The organism is Celeribacter sp. SCSIO 80838, assembly GCF_056498065.1.
In genome coordinates this window covers 2736507-2751478 of sequence record NZ_JAZKMA010000001.1, presented here as the reverse complement: position 1 = coordinate 2751478, position 14972 = coordinate 2736507, and the positions used below count along the sequence as shown (strand labels likewise).

Genomic DNA, 14972 nt, shown 5'->3' with positions numbered 1-14972 from the left:
CACAGCGTCTACCCTGAGAGAAGCCCTGCGCCCCGGAGACATATCGCGATGAAAGATCATGGCCAATCTCTTGCCAACGTTGGAAAATTCATCGATCCTGCGGTGACGGCCAAAGGCGAGACCCGGGCCCGTGTGGCGCTCGAACGGCTCGAGACCCTGTGGTTCAACACCGGCACGCTGTGCAACATCACCTGTGTGAACTGTTATATCGACAGCTCACCGACCAACGACGCGCTCGCCTATCTCACGGCGCAGGAGGTCGAAACCTATCTCGATGAACTGGACGCGCTCGACCTGCGCCCGCGCGAGATCGGTTTTACCGGCGGCGAACCCTTCATGAACCCCGAGATGCCCGGGATGACGCGTGCGGCCCTCTCCCGCGGCTTTGAGGTGCTCGTTCTCACCAATGCCATGCGTCCGATGCAGCGCCCTGCCATCCTCGCCGCGCTTGCCGAACTGAACGCGGCGTTTCCCGGTCGATTGACCCTGCGTATTTCCCTCGATCATTTCACCGCGGAACATCACGACGCGATGCGCGGTCAGGGCAGTTTCGCGGTGACGCTCGCGGGCATGGATTGGCTTCGCGATCAGGGGTTTACCATGACCGTCGCGGCCCGGTCGCTCTGGCATGAGACAGAGGCCGACACCCGCGCGGGCTTTGCGGCGCTCTATGCCGCGCGCGGCTATGAGATCGATGCCGCCCACCCGGCCCAAACCGTGATTTTCCCGGAGATGGATATGACCGTCGAAGTGCCGGAGATCACCACCGCCTGTTGGGGAATCTTAGGCAAATCGCCCTCCGACATCATGTGCGCCTCGCAGCGGATGGTGGTGAAACGCAAGGGGGCCGCGCCCTCCGTCGTCGCCTGTACGCTTCTGCCTTACGCGCCGGAATTCGATCTTGGTCCGACACTTGCGGGGGCGATGGGGGCCGTGGCGCTGAACCATCCGCATTGTGCGAAATTCTGTGTGCTGGGCGGCGCGTCCTGTTCCGCCTGATCGCGCTTCATTGCACGGGATTTTGAGTATTTGGGCCATCAGAAAGCCCGAAATGTCACATGTCCAGTTCGGCATCCCAATAGAGAAAGTCGATCCAGCTGTCGTGCAGGTGATGCGGCGGGAATTTGCGGCCCATGTTCTTGAGCTCCTCGGCCCCCGGCGCGCGTGGCGGTTTACGCAGGTTCATCCCGGCCTGACGCAGGGATTTCGAGCCCTTCTTCAGGTTGCAGGGCACGCAGGCCGCAACGATGTTTTCCCAGCTGGTGATGCCGCCGCGTGCTCGCGGGATGACGTGATCGAAGGTCAGATCGCCTTTCGAGCCGCAATACTGACAGCGGAATTCGTCCCTTAAAAACAAATTAAAGCGCGTGAAGGCCACGCGCTTTTGAGGTTTGACATAATCTTTGAGGACGACGACCGAGGGGATGCGGATTTTGCAACTCGGGGAATGAACGAAGTCGTCATATTCCGCCACGATGTCGACCCTGTCGAGGAAGACCGCCTTGATCGCCTCCTGCCAGGGCCAGAGCGACAGCGGGTAATAAGAGAGCGGTCGGTAATCCGCGTTCAGCACCAGCGCGGGATGCGCCTTGGCCGCGTTGGGTTCCCTGACAAAATGTGTCCTGAAGTCTCCATCCATGGGTGCACCGTTCCTCGTCCTGCTCAACTCGTGGCTGGCGGGACGGGACGACCCGTCCCACAACTCTTGTTTCACTATATATCGCGGCTTTGACCTGACAAGCCTCAGAATATGCGAAACCCTTGTCTCGGTCTTTACAGGGCTTTCGTGACGCCCATGTGACGCGAATTCAGGCAAAACACCGCCGAAACATCCAGTTTGCGCAGGAAATGCGCATCGTGGCTGACCACGATCAGCGCGCCACGCCACTGAGAAAGCCCCTCTTCCAGCGCCTCCAGCGCATCGAGATCGAGGTGGTTCGTCGGCTCGTCGAGCAGGAGAAGCGGTGCCGGATCGCCGCCCGCGCCCAGAAGCGCAATCGCAGCCCTGAGCCGCTCGCCGCCCGACAGCACCGCCACCGGTTTCAGCGCGGCATCACCGCGAAACCCGGCCTGTGCCAGTGCGGTGCGGATCTCGGCGGGGTTGAGATGCGGATGCTCGGCGCGTGCGGCCTCGATCAGAGATCCCGTCCCCGTTAGCCCACCGGTCTGGTCCAGCCGGGCGCATTTGACCGGGCGGCTCATCTCGCCCGAAAGCGGCGCGATCTCGCCCGCAATGCCGCGCAGAAGCGTCGATTTTCCGGCGCCGTTCAGGCCGAGAATGGCCAGCCTTTTCGGTCCCGTCAGGCTCAGAGAAACCGGGCCGATCCGGTGATCACCCGCTGCAAACGCCGCTTCCTTCAGGGTCAGCACCTGTTTCGTTGCGGGGAGGACGATTGCGGGAAAGACCATCGCCACCGGCGTCACGATTTCGATCCGTTCGCGTACCGCCGCCTGTGCCGCGTCCAGTGCCTCGCCCCGCCGTGCCGTGGCCCGGAGCCGCCCACCGGCCGCGCCTTCGGCCCCTTCCTTGGCTTTGTCCAACAGCATTTTCGATTGCGATCCATCGCGCAGCGCCTTGCCTTGACGCGCCCGCCTCGCCTGCCGTGCGGCGGCCTCTTCGCTCTGCGCCCGATGCGCGCGCAAGGCCCGCCCGGCCTTGTCGGCCTCCGCCCCAAGCCGTGCGCGCTCCGCCGTTTTGGCCGCCTGAAACGCCGACCAGCCGCCGCCGAACATGGCCACCGAGCCGTCCGGGTCCAGCGAGACGATGCGGTCGACCTCTTCGAGAAGCGCGCGGTCATGGCTTGCGATCAGCGCCAGCCCGCGATGGGCTTTCAACGCCGACTGAAGGACCTCCCGCGCCTCCGTGTCGAGCGCATTGGTCGGCTCGTCCAGCAACAGGATGTCGGGCGCGTCGAAAAACAGCGCGGCGAGGGATGCGCGCAATTGTTGCCTGCCCGACAGCGTTCCAAGACGACGTTCGGGGGAGATGTCCGAGAGGCCAAAGCGATCGAGCTGCGCCGAGAGACGCTCCTCCAAACTCCAATCGACCTCTTCGAAGGGCCCGCTCGTAGCCTCGCCCGCCAGTGCGCGTTTGAGATCCGCCCAAGCCTCGGCACAGCCGAACAGGTCACAAATCCGAGCGTGCGGATCGGGCGACTGATCGAGCAGGCGCACGGGGCCGGAAAGCGAGATCTCGCCCGTGACCGGCACTGGCGAAATTTCCCCCCGAGCGGAGGCTGTGATAAATTTGAGAAGTGAGGATTTTCCCGATCCGTTTCGCCCGACAAGCCCGGTCACACCGGGCCCGAGGGTCAGATCAAATCCTGCGCGAAGCCCCGCAAGCTCAGAGCTTGCGTTTGCGGTCCTCAACACGGATGCGGACAGGGAGACGTTCCTCAGACGGACGCTGGGAAAGGAAGGCATAGGCCACCACGACACCGGTTGCAATCAAGGCGAATGCGGTCGTCATGAGAATGTCCATAGGTCAGCCCTCCTAGCTTTGTATAAAATAGGTAACACCCAAAGGTGCAGGGTCAAGGGGTCTTGCCGATCATGCCGTGAAAAAAGTGAACACAAGGCTAACTTTTGTCCTTTTCCCTCCATGACGCGCAAGACCGTTACGTTACCCCGCCTCGTAGCCCAGTTTTTCCCGCAAAAACGCCAGAGCAACCCCCAAGCCATCGGGCGAAATCCCGTGCCCCATGCCGCGCATGATATGGGCGTAGGTCTCGAACCCCGCCTCTTGCAACACCTGACCGGCCTCCGGCATCGACTGTGGCGGCACCACCTCGTCCTGATCGCCATGCAGCAGAAGGATCGGCAGTTTCACCTTCATCTCGTCTTCGAGCATCTCGGGCGCAATCAGCCGCCCGGAAAAGCCCACGACACAGGCGAATGCCTCTTCGCGGCGCGGCGCCACATGGAGCGACATCATCGTACCTTGCGAAAAGCCTACGAGCGCGATCTGTTCCGCCTCGAACCCGTAATCGACCATGAGATTGTCGAGATAGTCATTCAGTTCGTCGACCGCGCGCAGCATGCCGGTGCGGGCCTCTTCTTCCGAGGAGCCGTCGATCCACGGGATCGGAAACCACTGAAACCCCATCGGGTTGCCGGTGCAGATCTCGGGGGCGTCGGGCGCAAAGAACATCGTGTCTGGCAGGTGTTCGCCCAAAGGATCGGCAAGGCTCAGGAGATCGTTGCCATCGGCACCATAGCCATGGAGGAAGATCACCGCAGAGCTCGTGCGCCCCGACAGGCTGTCGCGTTTGTGGTTGGTCAGATCGCTCATGGGGTCCTCTCAAACTGGGTCATGGCCAAGCTCTAAGCACAAAGCAGGGGCTTCGCAACCGGGCCGGAAGCCACGCGCAATATGGCGCAGCCCCCAAGGCTCACCAGAAACAGAGTTGCAACACGCCGGCGTTGTCGCCAAACCCGGTGTCGTTGATCCGAAAATCGAGCTGCGGTTCCTGCCCGATCGTCCATGGCTCTTCGCCTTCATTGAGGAGCGCACGAGAGTCGCCATCCGCGAAACGGACCATAAGCGCGCCGAAGGGCGCGGATTGATCAAATTTATATTGATTAAAGGGCGCGAGCGCCTCGGCATCCGCCCCGGTGTGGCCGCCATTCAGGACAGGCGCATACTGCGCCTTGTCGACGGTCCACCCCTCCTGATCGGTATGGATGATCATATAGGTAAAATTCCGTCCGAGAATCCCCTCGTGCGGCACCATGTAGCGTTGCCAACCCATGGTCGAGGCAATCTCGATGCAGTCCCAGTCGTCGCCAAACTTATCCCAATCGCCTTGCGCATAGATATGCGCCAAAGGCACATCCTCGGCCAACACAGGCCCCGTCAAAACAGACCCTGCCAAAACAGACCCAACCAAAAGCGCCAGTGGAGCCACAAGACCCGCAGCGGTTTTCGTCATCTCACACCCTCGCGTTGTTTCGCCACATGGTAATAGGCCCAGAGCACCCGCGCCGCGACCGCCCGCCATGGCGCCCAGGCCTCGGCCATTTGACGCAGCGCGCGCTCTTTCGGACGGTCCGGCAGATCGAACAACAGGCGCGCCGCTTCCTGCAAGGCCAAATCGCTCGGCGCAAACACATCGGCGTGGCCCAGCGAGAACATCGCATAAATTTCCGCCGTCCAGACGCCGATCCCCGGCACCTCGGTCAGGGTTGCGACCACCTCGGCGGTCGGGGCATCCCGCAGCGCGCCGTAGTCGATCCGCGCCTCGGCCAAGGCCTTGGCATAGCGCACCTTTTGCCGCGACACCCCGCAGGCACGCAGATCGTCTTCGCTGGCCCAAAGCACCTTGCGCGGACCTGTGAGCCTGGCCGCCTGCAAGCGCCGCCAGATGCCATTGGCGGCAGCGACCGAGATTTGCTGGCTGACAATCGCGCCCAGAAGCTCCTCGAACCCGTCCTTGCGCCGCCGGAGCGGCAAGGGCCCGGTCAGGCTCAGCGCATGGGCGAAACGCGGCTCGCATGTGGCCAGATGCGCCGCCCCTTCGGCGACATCCGCGTCACAGGCGATGATCCGCATCAGAAGGTCTCACCATGGGTCTCCGCCCATTCCAGCGCATCGAGCAATTGCTCCCGCCGCTCAACGCCCTCGGGCACCGGCGGGCGGGCGATCATGGCGATGGGAATGCCGAGCTTGCGCGCCGCGTCCAGCTTGCCGCGTGCCGCCCCGCCTGCGTTTTTCACCACGAGGACATCGGGTTTGAGGCGCTCGAACAGGGCAATCTCATCGGCTTCGGAAAACGGCGGCCGCCCGGTGATCCATTCGCCCAGATAAGGGAAAGGCTCCGTCGGCGCATCAATCACCCGGCAAATCAGATGCCGCCCCGGCAAAAGCGGCCCGATGCGCCCAAGGCTCTGCCGCCCGGTCGCAAGGAACACGCGCGCGCCTTCGGGGATCATCGCGGGCAGCTCCGCGATGTCGTAGAGATGATGCCACGCATCCCCCGGCTGCGAGCGCCAGATTTTGCGTTCGTATAAAAGATACGGCAGGCCCAGCTCACGACAGACCCGTGCCGTGCGCGTCGTGATCGCCTCGGCAAACGGGTTCGTCGCGTCGATCACGGCGGTGATCCCGGCCTCTTTAAGATAGGCGCGAAACCCCTCCTCGCCGCCAAAGCCCCCCACGCGCGTCTCGATCGGATAGGTCAGCGGATCGTCGGTGACGCCCGCCAGAGAGGCTACCGCCTTGATACCCGAAGAAGCCAGATGCCCGGCCAGATTGCGCGCCTCAGTGCTGCCTGCGAGAAGAAGGATCATTTATGCCCGTCCTATAATGGTGCCCTTGCGGTCGATCACCACGATGTCGAAAGCGCAGCCGCGCCCGCCGAACCGTGTTTCGACCTGTTCCAGCGCCTTTTGCGCCACCCGCGCGGCAAAGTCAGCCCCCAGACGGTCGTAAATCTCCAGCGCCGTGTTGCAATGCACAAGATCCGGGTCGCCCATCTCGGCGGCCCAATGCGCCAGATCGACCTGCGAGCGTTTCGAATGCAGGTCCATTTCGCCCTGCGCCAGCTTGGCGATCTTGCCGATGCCGCCGCCGATGGTGACCCGCGGCACCGGGTGTTTCATCAGGTATTTCAGCAGCCCGCCCGCGAAATCGCCCATGTCGAGCATCGCGCCCTCGGGCAGATCGTACAGCCCCCGCACCGCGCGCTCCGACGTCGCGCCCGTACAGCCGGCCACATGGGCAAGCCCCTCGGCCCGCGCCACATCGACGCCGCGCTGGATCGAGGCAATCCATGCCGCGCAGGAAAACGGCCGCACCACGCCCGTCGTCCCCAAAACCGACAGCCCGCCCCGAATGCCAAGGCGCGGGTTCCATGTCTTGAGCGCGATCTCTTCGCCGCCGGGAATGGAGACCGTGATCTCCACATCTCCCGCCTGCCCCAGCCGTTTCGCCATCTCCGCCACCTGCCCGGTCATCATCTCGCGCGGCACCGGGTTGATCGCGGGCTCGCCCGGCGGGATCGGCAGGCCGGGTTTCGTCACGGTCCCAACGCCCGCGCCCGCCCGGAACAGGAGGCCGCCGCCAGAAGCACAGACCCGCGCCCGGATTTCCGCACCATGGGTCACATCCGGATCGTCCCCCGCATCCTTGATCACCCCCGCCTCGGCCCAGCCCGGCCCCTCTGCGCGGTGCGAGATCGCAAACTCCGGTCGCTCGCCTTTCGGCAGTGTGATCCGCACACGCTCGGGAAACCCCTCGCCCCAAAGCGCCATCAGCGCCGCGCGGGTCGCCGCCGTCGCACAGGCCCCCGTGGTCCAGCCACGGCGCAAAGAAGGTGAAGTCTCGGTCATCGCCGCCACGATAAGCCAGCCAACCGCGCGCTGCCAGCCACATTCGTGCCACCAAACAGGCTTCCCCCGCGCCGCGCCCTTCGTCATAAATCAGACATGACAGAATCGACGCTCTCCCTCCCCTCGGGCGACTGGCCCACTCTGGAACCCGGCTGGGTTTGGCTTTGTGGTGCGGGGCCGGGCGATCCCGGCCTCTTGACGCTGCATGCGATCAACGCGCTGCGCCAGGCCGATGTGATCGTCTACGATGCCCTCGTCGGGCAGGAAATTCTGAGCTGGGCGCCCGAGGGCACCGAACTGGTCTATGCCGGCAAACGCGGCGGCAAGCCCTCCGCGAAACAGGCCGATATTTCGCTGCAACTGGTCGATCTCGCCCGCGCGGGCAAACGCGTCTTGCGCCTCAAGGGCGGCGATCCTTTCGTCTTCGGGCGCGGTGGCGAAGAGGCCCAGACGCTCATTCAACATGGCGTGCCGGTGCGCATCGTACCGGGAATTTCGGCGGGGATCGGCGGGCTTGCCTATGCGGGCATCCCGGTCACCCACCGCGACGTCAACCAATCCGTGAGCTTCGTCACCGGCCACGATCAAACCGGCGGCCCGACCGGCAGCCTCGATTGGGAGGCCCTGTCGCGCGCCTCTGGCGTTCTGGTGATCTACATGGGGATGAAACACGCCCCGACCATTCGCGACGGTCTTTTGAAGGCCGGACGCCCCGCAGACGAACCCGTCGCCGTGGTCGCCCGCGCCACCCTGCCCGAACAACAGGTCCTGGAGACGACGCTCGGCACCATGGTCGAGGACATCGCGAACGCAGGGCTTGAGCCGCCCGCGATCATCTGCGTCGGGCGCGCGGTTTTGATGCGGCAGGTGCTCGACTGGCAGGCCCTGATGCGCGGTGAGGCCCCGCGCAACACCGATCCGCTGGGTCGTGGCAAACCGGCAGAACAAGGCGGATGACCACGGGCCTCCTGATCGCCGCGCCTGCCTCCGGCTCCGGCAAAACCACCGTCACGCTTGGCATCCTGCGCGCCCTCACCCGGCGCGGGGTCCCCGTGCGCGGCGCGAAATCCGGCCCGGATTACATCGACCCGCGCTTTCACGAGGCAGCCACCGGCCGCGCCTGTGTCAATCTCGACGCCTGGGCGATGACGCCCGAGCGCCTGACAACGCTCGCCTCCGGCGACGGGCTTTTGATCGTCGAGGGCGCGATGGGCCTGTTCGATGGCGCACCGCCCGAGGGCAAGGGCGCCTCGGCCGATCTCGCGCGCCTCTTCGACATACCCGTGGTTCTGGTCGTCGATGCCTCCCGCATGGCCGGGTCCGTTGCACCGCTGGTGGCAGGCTTTGCCCATCACGATCCGCGCGTCAAAATCGCAGGCGTGATCCTCAACAAAACCGGCTCGCCGCGCCATGCAGAAATGCTCGCCCGCGCCCTTGCGCCCCTCAACATCTCGCTGATCGGCACCCTGCCCCGCAGCGCCGCGCTCAGCCATCCGGACCGGCATCTCGGCCTCGTGCAGGCCGGTGAGCGCCCCGATCTCGACGCCTTTCTCGACGCCGCCGCCGATGCGGTCGAGGCGGCGCTCGATCTCGACCTGATCCAAAACCTCGCCACCCCGCTGCCTGTCGCAGCTCACCCCCCGCGCGTGCCGCCGCCCGCCCGGAGCCTCGCGGTGGCGCAAGACGCGGCCTTCGCCTTCACCTATCCGCATCTTCTGGCGGACTGGCGGGCGCAGGGCGCGGAAATCCGGTTTTTCTCGCCTCTGGCCAATGAAACGCCGCCGCCCGCCGATCTGGTCTACCTGCCCGGCGGCTACCCCGAATTGCACGCCGGGCGTCTCGCCGCCAATCATCAATTCCTCCAAGGCCTGCGCGAAACCGCCGCCCGCCGCCGGGTTTACGGCGAATGCGGCGGCTACATGGTCTTGGGCGACGGTTTGGTCGACAAGGACGGGGTGCGGCACAAGATGGCGGGTCTGTTGCGTCTCGAAACCTCTTTCGCCCAACGCAAGCTGCATCTGGGTTATCGCCGGGCGGAGGCGCTGGCCGGTCCATGCCCCGGCCCGTTCCCCGGCAGATGGGCGGCGCATGAGTTTCACTATGCCACGACGCTCAAGGCCGAGGGCGCACCGCTTTTTGCCGCCTCGGATGCCGAAGGCACCGATCTCGGACCGCAAGGGCTGATCTCCGGCTCGGTCGCGGGGTCGTTCCTGCATCTGATCGACGCCATCACGTCGTAATCCCCGTTTCTGCACAGCGCCCCTTGAAGAACGCGGGTTCTCAGGACCCGGCTGAGCGGCTAAACGCTGAGACGACACATTCAAAAACATGCACACGGACGCTTCATGACCGACACGGCCCTCAGCCCCGACACCCAGCGCGCCCGGCGCAACGTGATGATCCTCGTCTTCGCCCAGGCGTTCCTCGGCGCGCAGATGTCGATGATCTTCACCATCGGCGGCCTCGCGGGTCAGTCTCTGGCGACCAACCTCTGTTTCTCCACCCTGCCGATCTCCGCCACCGTGCTCGGTTCGATGATGGCTGCGACGCCGCTCTCGGCCGCAATGCAGCGCTGGGGCCGTCGTGTCGGTTTCTGGATCGGCACCGGATCGGGCACGATTGGCGCGGGCATCGGCGCCTATGCGCTTTTGCACCAAAGCTTCTGGCTCTTCGTTCTCGGCGGGTTCTTCACCGGCGTTTACCAATCGGCGCAGGGCTTCTTCCGCTTTGCCGCCACCGACACTGCCGACGAGTCCTTCCGCCCGAAAGCGATCTCCTATGTCATGGCGGGCGGGCTCGCCTCCGCCATCATCGGGCCGCAGCTTGTGAAAGTGACGTCGCAAGCCATGGTCGTGCCCTTCCTCGGCACCTATCTTGCGGTGATCGCGATCAACATCGTCGGCTCGCTGCTGTTTCTCTTCCTCGACATCCCGAAACCGCCGGTCTCGACCCATCACCACCTGATCGGGCGCTCGCGGATGGAGCTTTTGAAGACCCCGCGCATTGCGGTTGCGATCATCATCGCCACCACCTCCTATGCGCTTATGAACCTCGTGATGACCTCGACGCCGCTCGCCGTCGTGGGCTGCGGGTTTGAGCAGAACACCGCCGCCAATATCGTTTCCGCCCACGTCATCGCGATGTTCCTGCCGTCCTTCTTCACCGGCTATCTGATCGCCAAATTCGGCGTCGAGCGGATCATGTCGCTGGGCCTCGTCATTCTGGGCGCCGCCGGTGTCGTAGCGATGATGGGCGTCGAGTTGGAGAATTTCTTCATCGCGCTGATCCTTTTGGGCGTCGGCTGGAACTTTGGCTTCATCGGTGCGACGGCCATGCTCTCCTCGGCCCATGAGCCGTCGGAGCGTGGCCGCGTTCAGGGTATGAACGACCTCATCGTCTTCGGCGGCGTGACGCTGGCCTCGCTGGCCTCCGGCGGTCTTCTGAACTGTTCCGGCGGTTCGGCACAGGACGGCTGGATCGCGGTCAACCTGACGATGATCCCGCTCCTGACGCTCGCCGGTGCGGCGCTGATCTGGCTCTGGATGCAGCCGAAGACCAAGGGGTAACGCGGTGGGCGGGGGCCTTTACACCCCCGCCTCTGCCCTGATCCGGTCACGATGACGCGAAAGCCACAGCGCCGACATGTACAGCGGTCCCACGTCTAGTTGGCCCGCGTCGCACATCTCCATCAGCCGCGCAAACGGGATCACATAGGACGCAATGTCCTCATGCTCGTGATCCAGCCCACCACCCGATTTGGCGAGGCTCTCCGGCAGATCGGCAATCCCCACATAGGACGTCACATATTCGGTGATCGCCCCCGAAGAGGGGTAATATTCCGCCACCTTGTGAAGCGCCCCGATCGTGACACCCGCCTCTTCCTCCGCCTCACGCCGCGCCGTCGCCTCCGGGCCTTCGCCGGTGTCGATCCGCCCGGCAATCGGCTCCAGCATCCAGGGCCGCAGATCGCCGCGCGTATATGGCCCAAAGCGGAACTGCTCGATCACCAGCACATGGTCGCGCACCGGATCATAGGGCAGCACCGTCGCCGCATCCGCCATGAGAAACCCCGCACGGGTCATCACCTCGGAACTGCCACCGTCGAACAACCGATGCGTCAGCACGCTGTCGTCGAGCGCAAAGAAATGCGAATAGGGAATGGCCCGGCTCATCAGCGTCACATCGGCCCGCGACAGATCGGTCCGGCCTTCCGCCCTTGGACGTTCGCCCGCCGCTGCGGTCAGCCTTGCCCAGGCCCGGATGAAGATCGCGGAGCGCAGCACCCGCAACTCCTCCACTTCGCGTTCGCCCTCGTAAAGCACCACCTCTTCGGCGGCGGCCGCGATCAGCGCGGGCGACAGAAACGGCTCATCACCGTCGAGAACCGCCCGCAAAAATGCCACCTGATCCGAGTTGAACCGGGCTTTCAGCGGCGCAAAAACATCGCTTACGACCATTTGCGCGCCGCCTTCTCAGTGATCCAGCCGCCAAAGAACCCGCCCGCGACCAATACGATGACAATGTCCCATTTCAGCATCAACAAACCGTTGTCGCGCATCATGTCCACCATCGACATCAGCGCCTGCGTCGGGCCGCGATAATGCTTGTCGAGCGAGCGGTGGATCATCATTTCGAAGGAAAAATAGAAGATCGCCCAGAAAGTCAGGATGACCGAGGCCGAAAACCCGTAGCTCAGTGCCGCCGCCATCGTGTCGCCCGCGCGCCGCCCGAGAAAGACCCAGCCGGTCAACAGTCCGATGACCCCGGTGATATAGGAAAACAACCCGACTTGTGTGCCTTCCGGCAGGTAGGGGATCACCAATTCGGCGGCGAACCATGCCAAAAGGGCAAACCAGAGGGCTGCGACGAGTTTGGCGGCTGTGGGCATCTGTGACCTGCTCTGAATTCTCGGGGTTCAGCCCCCCGGTCGTGTCATTGTAACCTGTGTTACGTCGCAGTTTCCCCCGTGAAACGCCGCCGCGCAAGAGGTCAGGTAAAAATTCCACATCCGGCGGAACCGCTCGTCGAACCCAAGTGCGGCGACCCGCTCCCATTCGGCATTGAAGGTCTCGTGCCAGCGCCGGAGCGTCTGGCTGTAGCTCTCGCCGAATTCCTTCGAGCCCCGGAAATGCAACCCCGCCGCATCGATCTGCTCTCGAAGCGCCGAGGGGCTGGGCAACATGCCGCCCGGAAAGATGTATTTCTGGATGAAATCGACGGATTTTCGGTAGCTCTCGAACCGTGCATCCGTGAGGGTGATGATCTGGAGCGTGGCGTTCGCACCGGGTTTCAGGCACTCGCTGAGCTTGCCGAAATAGGTCGGCCAGTATTTCTCCCCCACCGCTTCGAACATCTCGATGGAGGCAATGCCGTCATAGGCCCCCCGCTCGTCGCGGTAATCCTGCAATTTCAACTGTACCCGGTCCGACAGACCCGCCTTTTTGATCCGCTCGGCGGCGAATTTGAACTGCTCTTCGGAGATCGTCAGCCCGGTGACGCGCAAGCCGCGCTCGCCTGCCGCATATTCCGCGAACCCGCCCCAACCGCAGCCGATCTCCAACACATGATCGCCGTCCTTGACGCCCATTTCGTCAATCAGAGACGCATATTTCGCGCGCTGTGCCTGCTCCAGACTCTCCTGCCCGGTCTCGAACAGGGCCGAGGAATAGGTCATCGTGTCATCGAGCCAGAGGCTGTAGAACTCATTGCCGAGATCGTAGTGATAGGAAATGTTCTTCTTGGCCTGTTTGCGCGTGTTGGCATTCATCCAGTGCCGCAGTCGCTCGAAAGCGCGCAGCAATCCCATGCCCGGAAACCCGTCGTACAGCACGTCATTGCCCGCGTGCAGCAGATCGAGAAAATCCTGCAAATCCGGGCTCGACCAGCCACCCTCGATATAGGCATCGCAAAACCCCAGGTCGCCCTCGCGGATCAGCCGGGCAAAGACATCGTCCGAATGGATGTTGAGCGCCGCCACCGGCCCCGGCGCAGGACCTGCCGCGCGGAACACCCGCCCGTCGGGCAGGATGAAATCGAGCTGTCCGGCCGCCATGCTTTGCGCCATGGCGAAAACCTGCGGAAAATATCGGGGCAGATCGCCCTGCCCTTCGGTGCTGATCAAAACGGGTGCTGTCCCGGGCATCTGCGCCTCCTGACTGCCATATCAGCCCCAGAGTAACGCAAATCTCCGATCCGTCACCCCTTTAGCGTCTCATAGGCCAGAAGCGCGCGTTCCCGTCCCGACTTGAGCGAAATTGCCGGGATTGCTGGTGCATCCTTGTGCGAAAGCGCCCATGATTTCGGCACGGCGTCGAAATAGGACAGCGCGGTTTGCGTCGGCTGCCCCGCGCCTTCGGCGATCCAGCGGCGCAGGTAAGTGCCGTCCGGGTCGAATTTCTCCGCCTGCCCGTCCGGGTTGAAAATCCGAAAATAGGGCGCTGCGTCCGGGCCACAGCCCGCCACCCATTGCCAGCCCATCGCATTCGACGCCGGGTCCCAGTCGATCAGGCAGTCTTCGAACCATTTCAGCCCCACCCGCCAGTCCGTCAGCAGATGTTTCGTCAGGTAAGAGGCCGCAATCATCCGCGCACGGTTGTGCATCGTGCCGGTCACGAACATCTCGCGCATGGCGGCATCGACAAAGCCCACGCCGGTGCGCCCGCGCCGCCAATTCTCTGCGTCCTCGTTGTCGCCCCGCCAGGGAAACGCGTCCCAGCCGTCGCGGTGATTGCGCTCCGGCAGATCGGGTTCGTGGTACAACAGATGATAGGCGAACTCGCGCCACACGAGTTCCTTGAGGAAATGCTCCGCGCCCGCCGCCCCCTCTTCCATGGCATGAAGCCCCGCGTGCCAGATGGTTCGGGGCGAGATTTCACCATAACTCAGGTTTTCCGACAGGCCAGAGCAAACCGGATCGGCGGGAAAATCGCGCCGGGCCTTGTAGTCGCCCACATGAGTGTCGAGGAAGACGGAAAGCCGACGCTTTGCCGACGTTTCGCCGACATGGCAATAGGGCAAAACCACCGCCGCCCCCCGGCGCATTTCGGCCCCGAGAGTCCAGTCTTCCAGAGCCTCGCTTTCGGGCGCATCGGCCCATGTGACCTGCGGTGTTTTCACCGACTGCCCCGCCCCGATCTCGCGCACGGCCTTCCAATAGGGCGTGTAGACCTTGTAATAGCCGCCGGTTTTCGTCGCGACCGTCCAGGGCTCGAACAAAAGATGCGCATTTGAGGATTGTGCCTCGATACCGGCGTCTTTCAATGCCGATTTGACCTCGGTATCCCGCGTGATCGAGGCCTTGTCGTAAAGCCGGTTCCAGAAAACCGCCTCTGCACCTGTCTCGGCAACGATCTGTTTTAAAACGTCTTTCGCAGGACCGGAGCGCAGTACGACCTGCCCGCCCTGAGCTTCGATGCGCTCCACGAGATGCGCAAGACCCAGCCCAAGCCGCCATTTCGGCGCAGCCCCCAGCCCGTCCACCGTCTCGTCCCGGATGAACACCGGCAACACCGCGCCACGCGCCGCTGCCGCCACAAGCGCAGGGTTGTCCTCAAACCGAAAATCGCGCCGGATCCACCAAATCGCCGTCATGATCTGTCCCATATCAACATCTGCCGATGATATAGGGCATTTTCATTGCCGTG

Annotated in this window: 16 protein-coding genes; 4 read left to right on the top strand and 12 right to left on the bottom strand. The window is 63.7% G+C overall.

Annotation, left to right across the window (positions count from 1 at the left end):
* Positions 1–48: 48 nt before the first annotated feature.
* Entirely contained in the window at positions 49–999 is a 951-nt protein-coding gene (locus V1475_RS13765; RefSeq protein WP_479413205.1) for a radical SAM protein, read from the top strand.
* Between the two features lie 55 nt (positions 1000–1054).
* Here the strand turns inward: V1475_RS13765 and V1475_RS13760 are convergent, their stop codons facing one another.
* From V1475_RS13760 to V1475_RS13725, 8 genes are all read right to left on the bottom strand, one after another.
* The gene (locus tag V1475_RS13760; protein ID WP_434287262.1) at positions 1055–1639 is read right to left on the bottom strand and encodes an HNH endonuclease; all 585 of its coding nucleotides are present in this window, start codon (positions 1637–1639) and stop codon (positions 1055–1057) included.
* Between the two features lie 134 nt (positions 1640–1773).
* Positions 1774–3297: an ABC-F family ATP-binding cassette domain-containing protein gene (locus tag V1475_RS13755; protein ID WP_479413984.1), complete on the bottom strand. Its 1524-nt coding sequence runs from the start codon at positions 3295–3297 to the stop codon at positions 1774–1776.
* 46 nt (positions 3298–3343) lie between these two features.
* The gene (locus tag V1475_RS13750; RefSeq protein WP_479413204.1) at positions 3344–3469 is read right to left on the bottom strand and encodes a hypothetical protein; all 126 of its coding nucleotides are present in this window, start codon (positions 3467–3469) and stop codon (positions 3344–3346) included.
* A 153-nt stretch (positions 3470–3622) separates the two neighbouring features.
* A complete protein-coding gene (locus V1475_RS13745) occupies positions 3623–4291 on the bottom strand; it encodes an alpha/beta hydrolase (RefSeq protein WP_479413203.1) in 669 nt (222 codons plus the stop codon).
* 100 nt (positions 4292–4391) lie between these two features.
* Positions 4392–4931 (bottom strand): hypothetical protein, encoded by a 540-nt coding sequence (locus V1475_RS13740; protein ID WP_479413202.1) that lies wholly within the window; start codon positions 4929–4931, stop codon positions 4392–4394.
* The gene (locus V1475_RS13735; protein WP_479413201.1) at positions 4928–5551 is read right to left on the bottom strand and encodes a DNA-3-methyladenine glycosylase family protein; all 624 of its coding nucleotides are present in this window, start codon (positions 5549–5551) and stop codon (positions 4928–4930) included. The genes V1475_RS13740 and V1475_RS13735 overlap by 4 nt, the downstream gene beginning before the upstream one ends.
* Entirely contained in the window at positions 5551–6288 is a 738-nt protein-coding gene (gene cobK, locus V1475_RS13730) for a precorrin-6A reductase (RefSeq protein WP_479413200.1), read from the bottom strand. Before cobK ends, V1475_RS13735 begins: the two co-directional genes overlap by 1 nt.
* Positions 6289–7329: a cobalt-precorrin-5B (C(1))-methyltransferase gene (locus V1475_RS13725; RefSeq protein WP_479413199.1), complete on the bottom strand. Its 1041-nt coding sequence runs from the start codon at positions 7327–7329 to the stop codon at positions 6289–6291.
* Positions 7330–7425: 96 nt separating this feature from the next.
* On the opposite strand from V1475_RS13725, the gene cobA reads away from it, so the two are divergent.
* The 3 genes from cobA (at position 7426) to V1475_RS13710 (ending at position 10895) form a co-directional block, all read left to right on the top strand.
* Positions 7426–8286: a uroporphyrinogen-III C-methyltransferase gene (cobA, locus tag V1475_RS13720; protein ID WP_479413198.1), complete on the top strand. Its 861-nt coding sequence runs from the start codon at positions 7426–7428 to the stop codon at positions 8284–8286.
* Positions 8283–9569, top strand: coding sequence for a cobyrinate a,c-diamide synthase (locus V1475_RS13715; RefSeq protein ID WP_479413197.1), 1287 nt, complete (start codon positions 8283–8285; stop codon positions 9567–9569). The genes cobA and V1475_RS13715 overlap by 4 nt, the downstream gene beginning before the upstream one ends.
* Before the next feature lie 105 nt (positions 9570–9674).
* Entirely contained in the window at positions 9675–10895 is a 1221-nt protein-coding gene (locus V1475_RS13710; RefSeq protein WP_479413196.1) for an MFS transporter, read from the top strand.
* 18 nt (positions 10896–10913) lie between these two features.
* On the opposite strand, the gene V1475_RS13705 is transcribed toward V1475_RS13710, so the two are convergent.
* Genes V1475_RS13705 through V1475_RS13690 form a run of 4 tightly spaced genes read right to left on the bottom strand, consistent with a single transcriptional unit; the run spans position 10914 to position 14919 of the window.
* On the bottom strand, positions 10914–11786 hold the full coding sequence (locus V1475_RS13705) for an NUDIX domain-containing protein (RefSeq protein WP_479413195.1): 873 nt from the start codon (positions 11784–11786) through the stop codon (positions 10914–10916).
* The gene (locus V1475_RS13700; RefSeq protein ID WP_066708171.1) at positions 11777–12217 is read right to left on the bottom strand and encodes a TrgA family protein; all 441 of its coding nucleotides are present in this window, start codon (positions 12215–12217) and stop codon (positions 11777–11779) included. The genes V1475_RS13705 and V1475_RS13700 overlap by 10 nt, the downstream gene beginning before the upstream one ends.
* A 27-nt stretch (positions 12218–12244) precedes the next feature.
* Complete coding sequence (locus tag V1475_RS13695) at positions 12245–13471, bottom strand: class I SAM-dependent methyltransferase (RefSeq protein ID WP_479413194.1); 1227 nt, start codon at positions 13469–13471, stop codon at positions 12245–12247.
* 53 nt (positions 13472–13524) lie between these two features.
* The gene (locus V1475_RS13690; protein WP_479413193.1) at positions 13525–14919 is read right to left on the bottom strand and encodes a cryptochrome/photolyase family protein; all 1395 of its coding nucleotides are present in this window, start codon (positions 14917–14919) and stop codon (positions 13525–13527) included.
* Between the last annotated feature and the right edge of the window lie 53 nt (positions 14920–14972).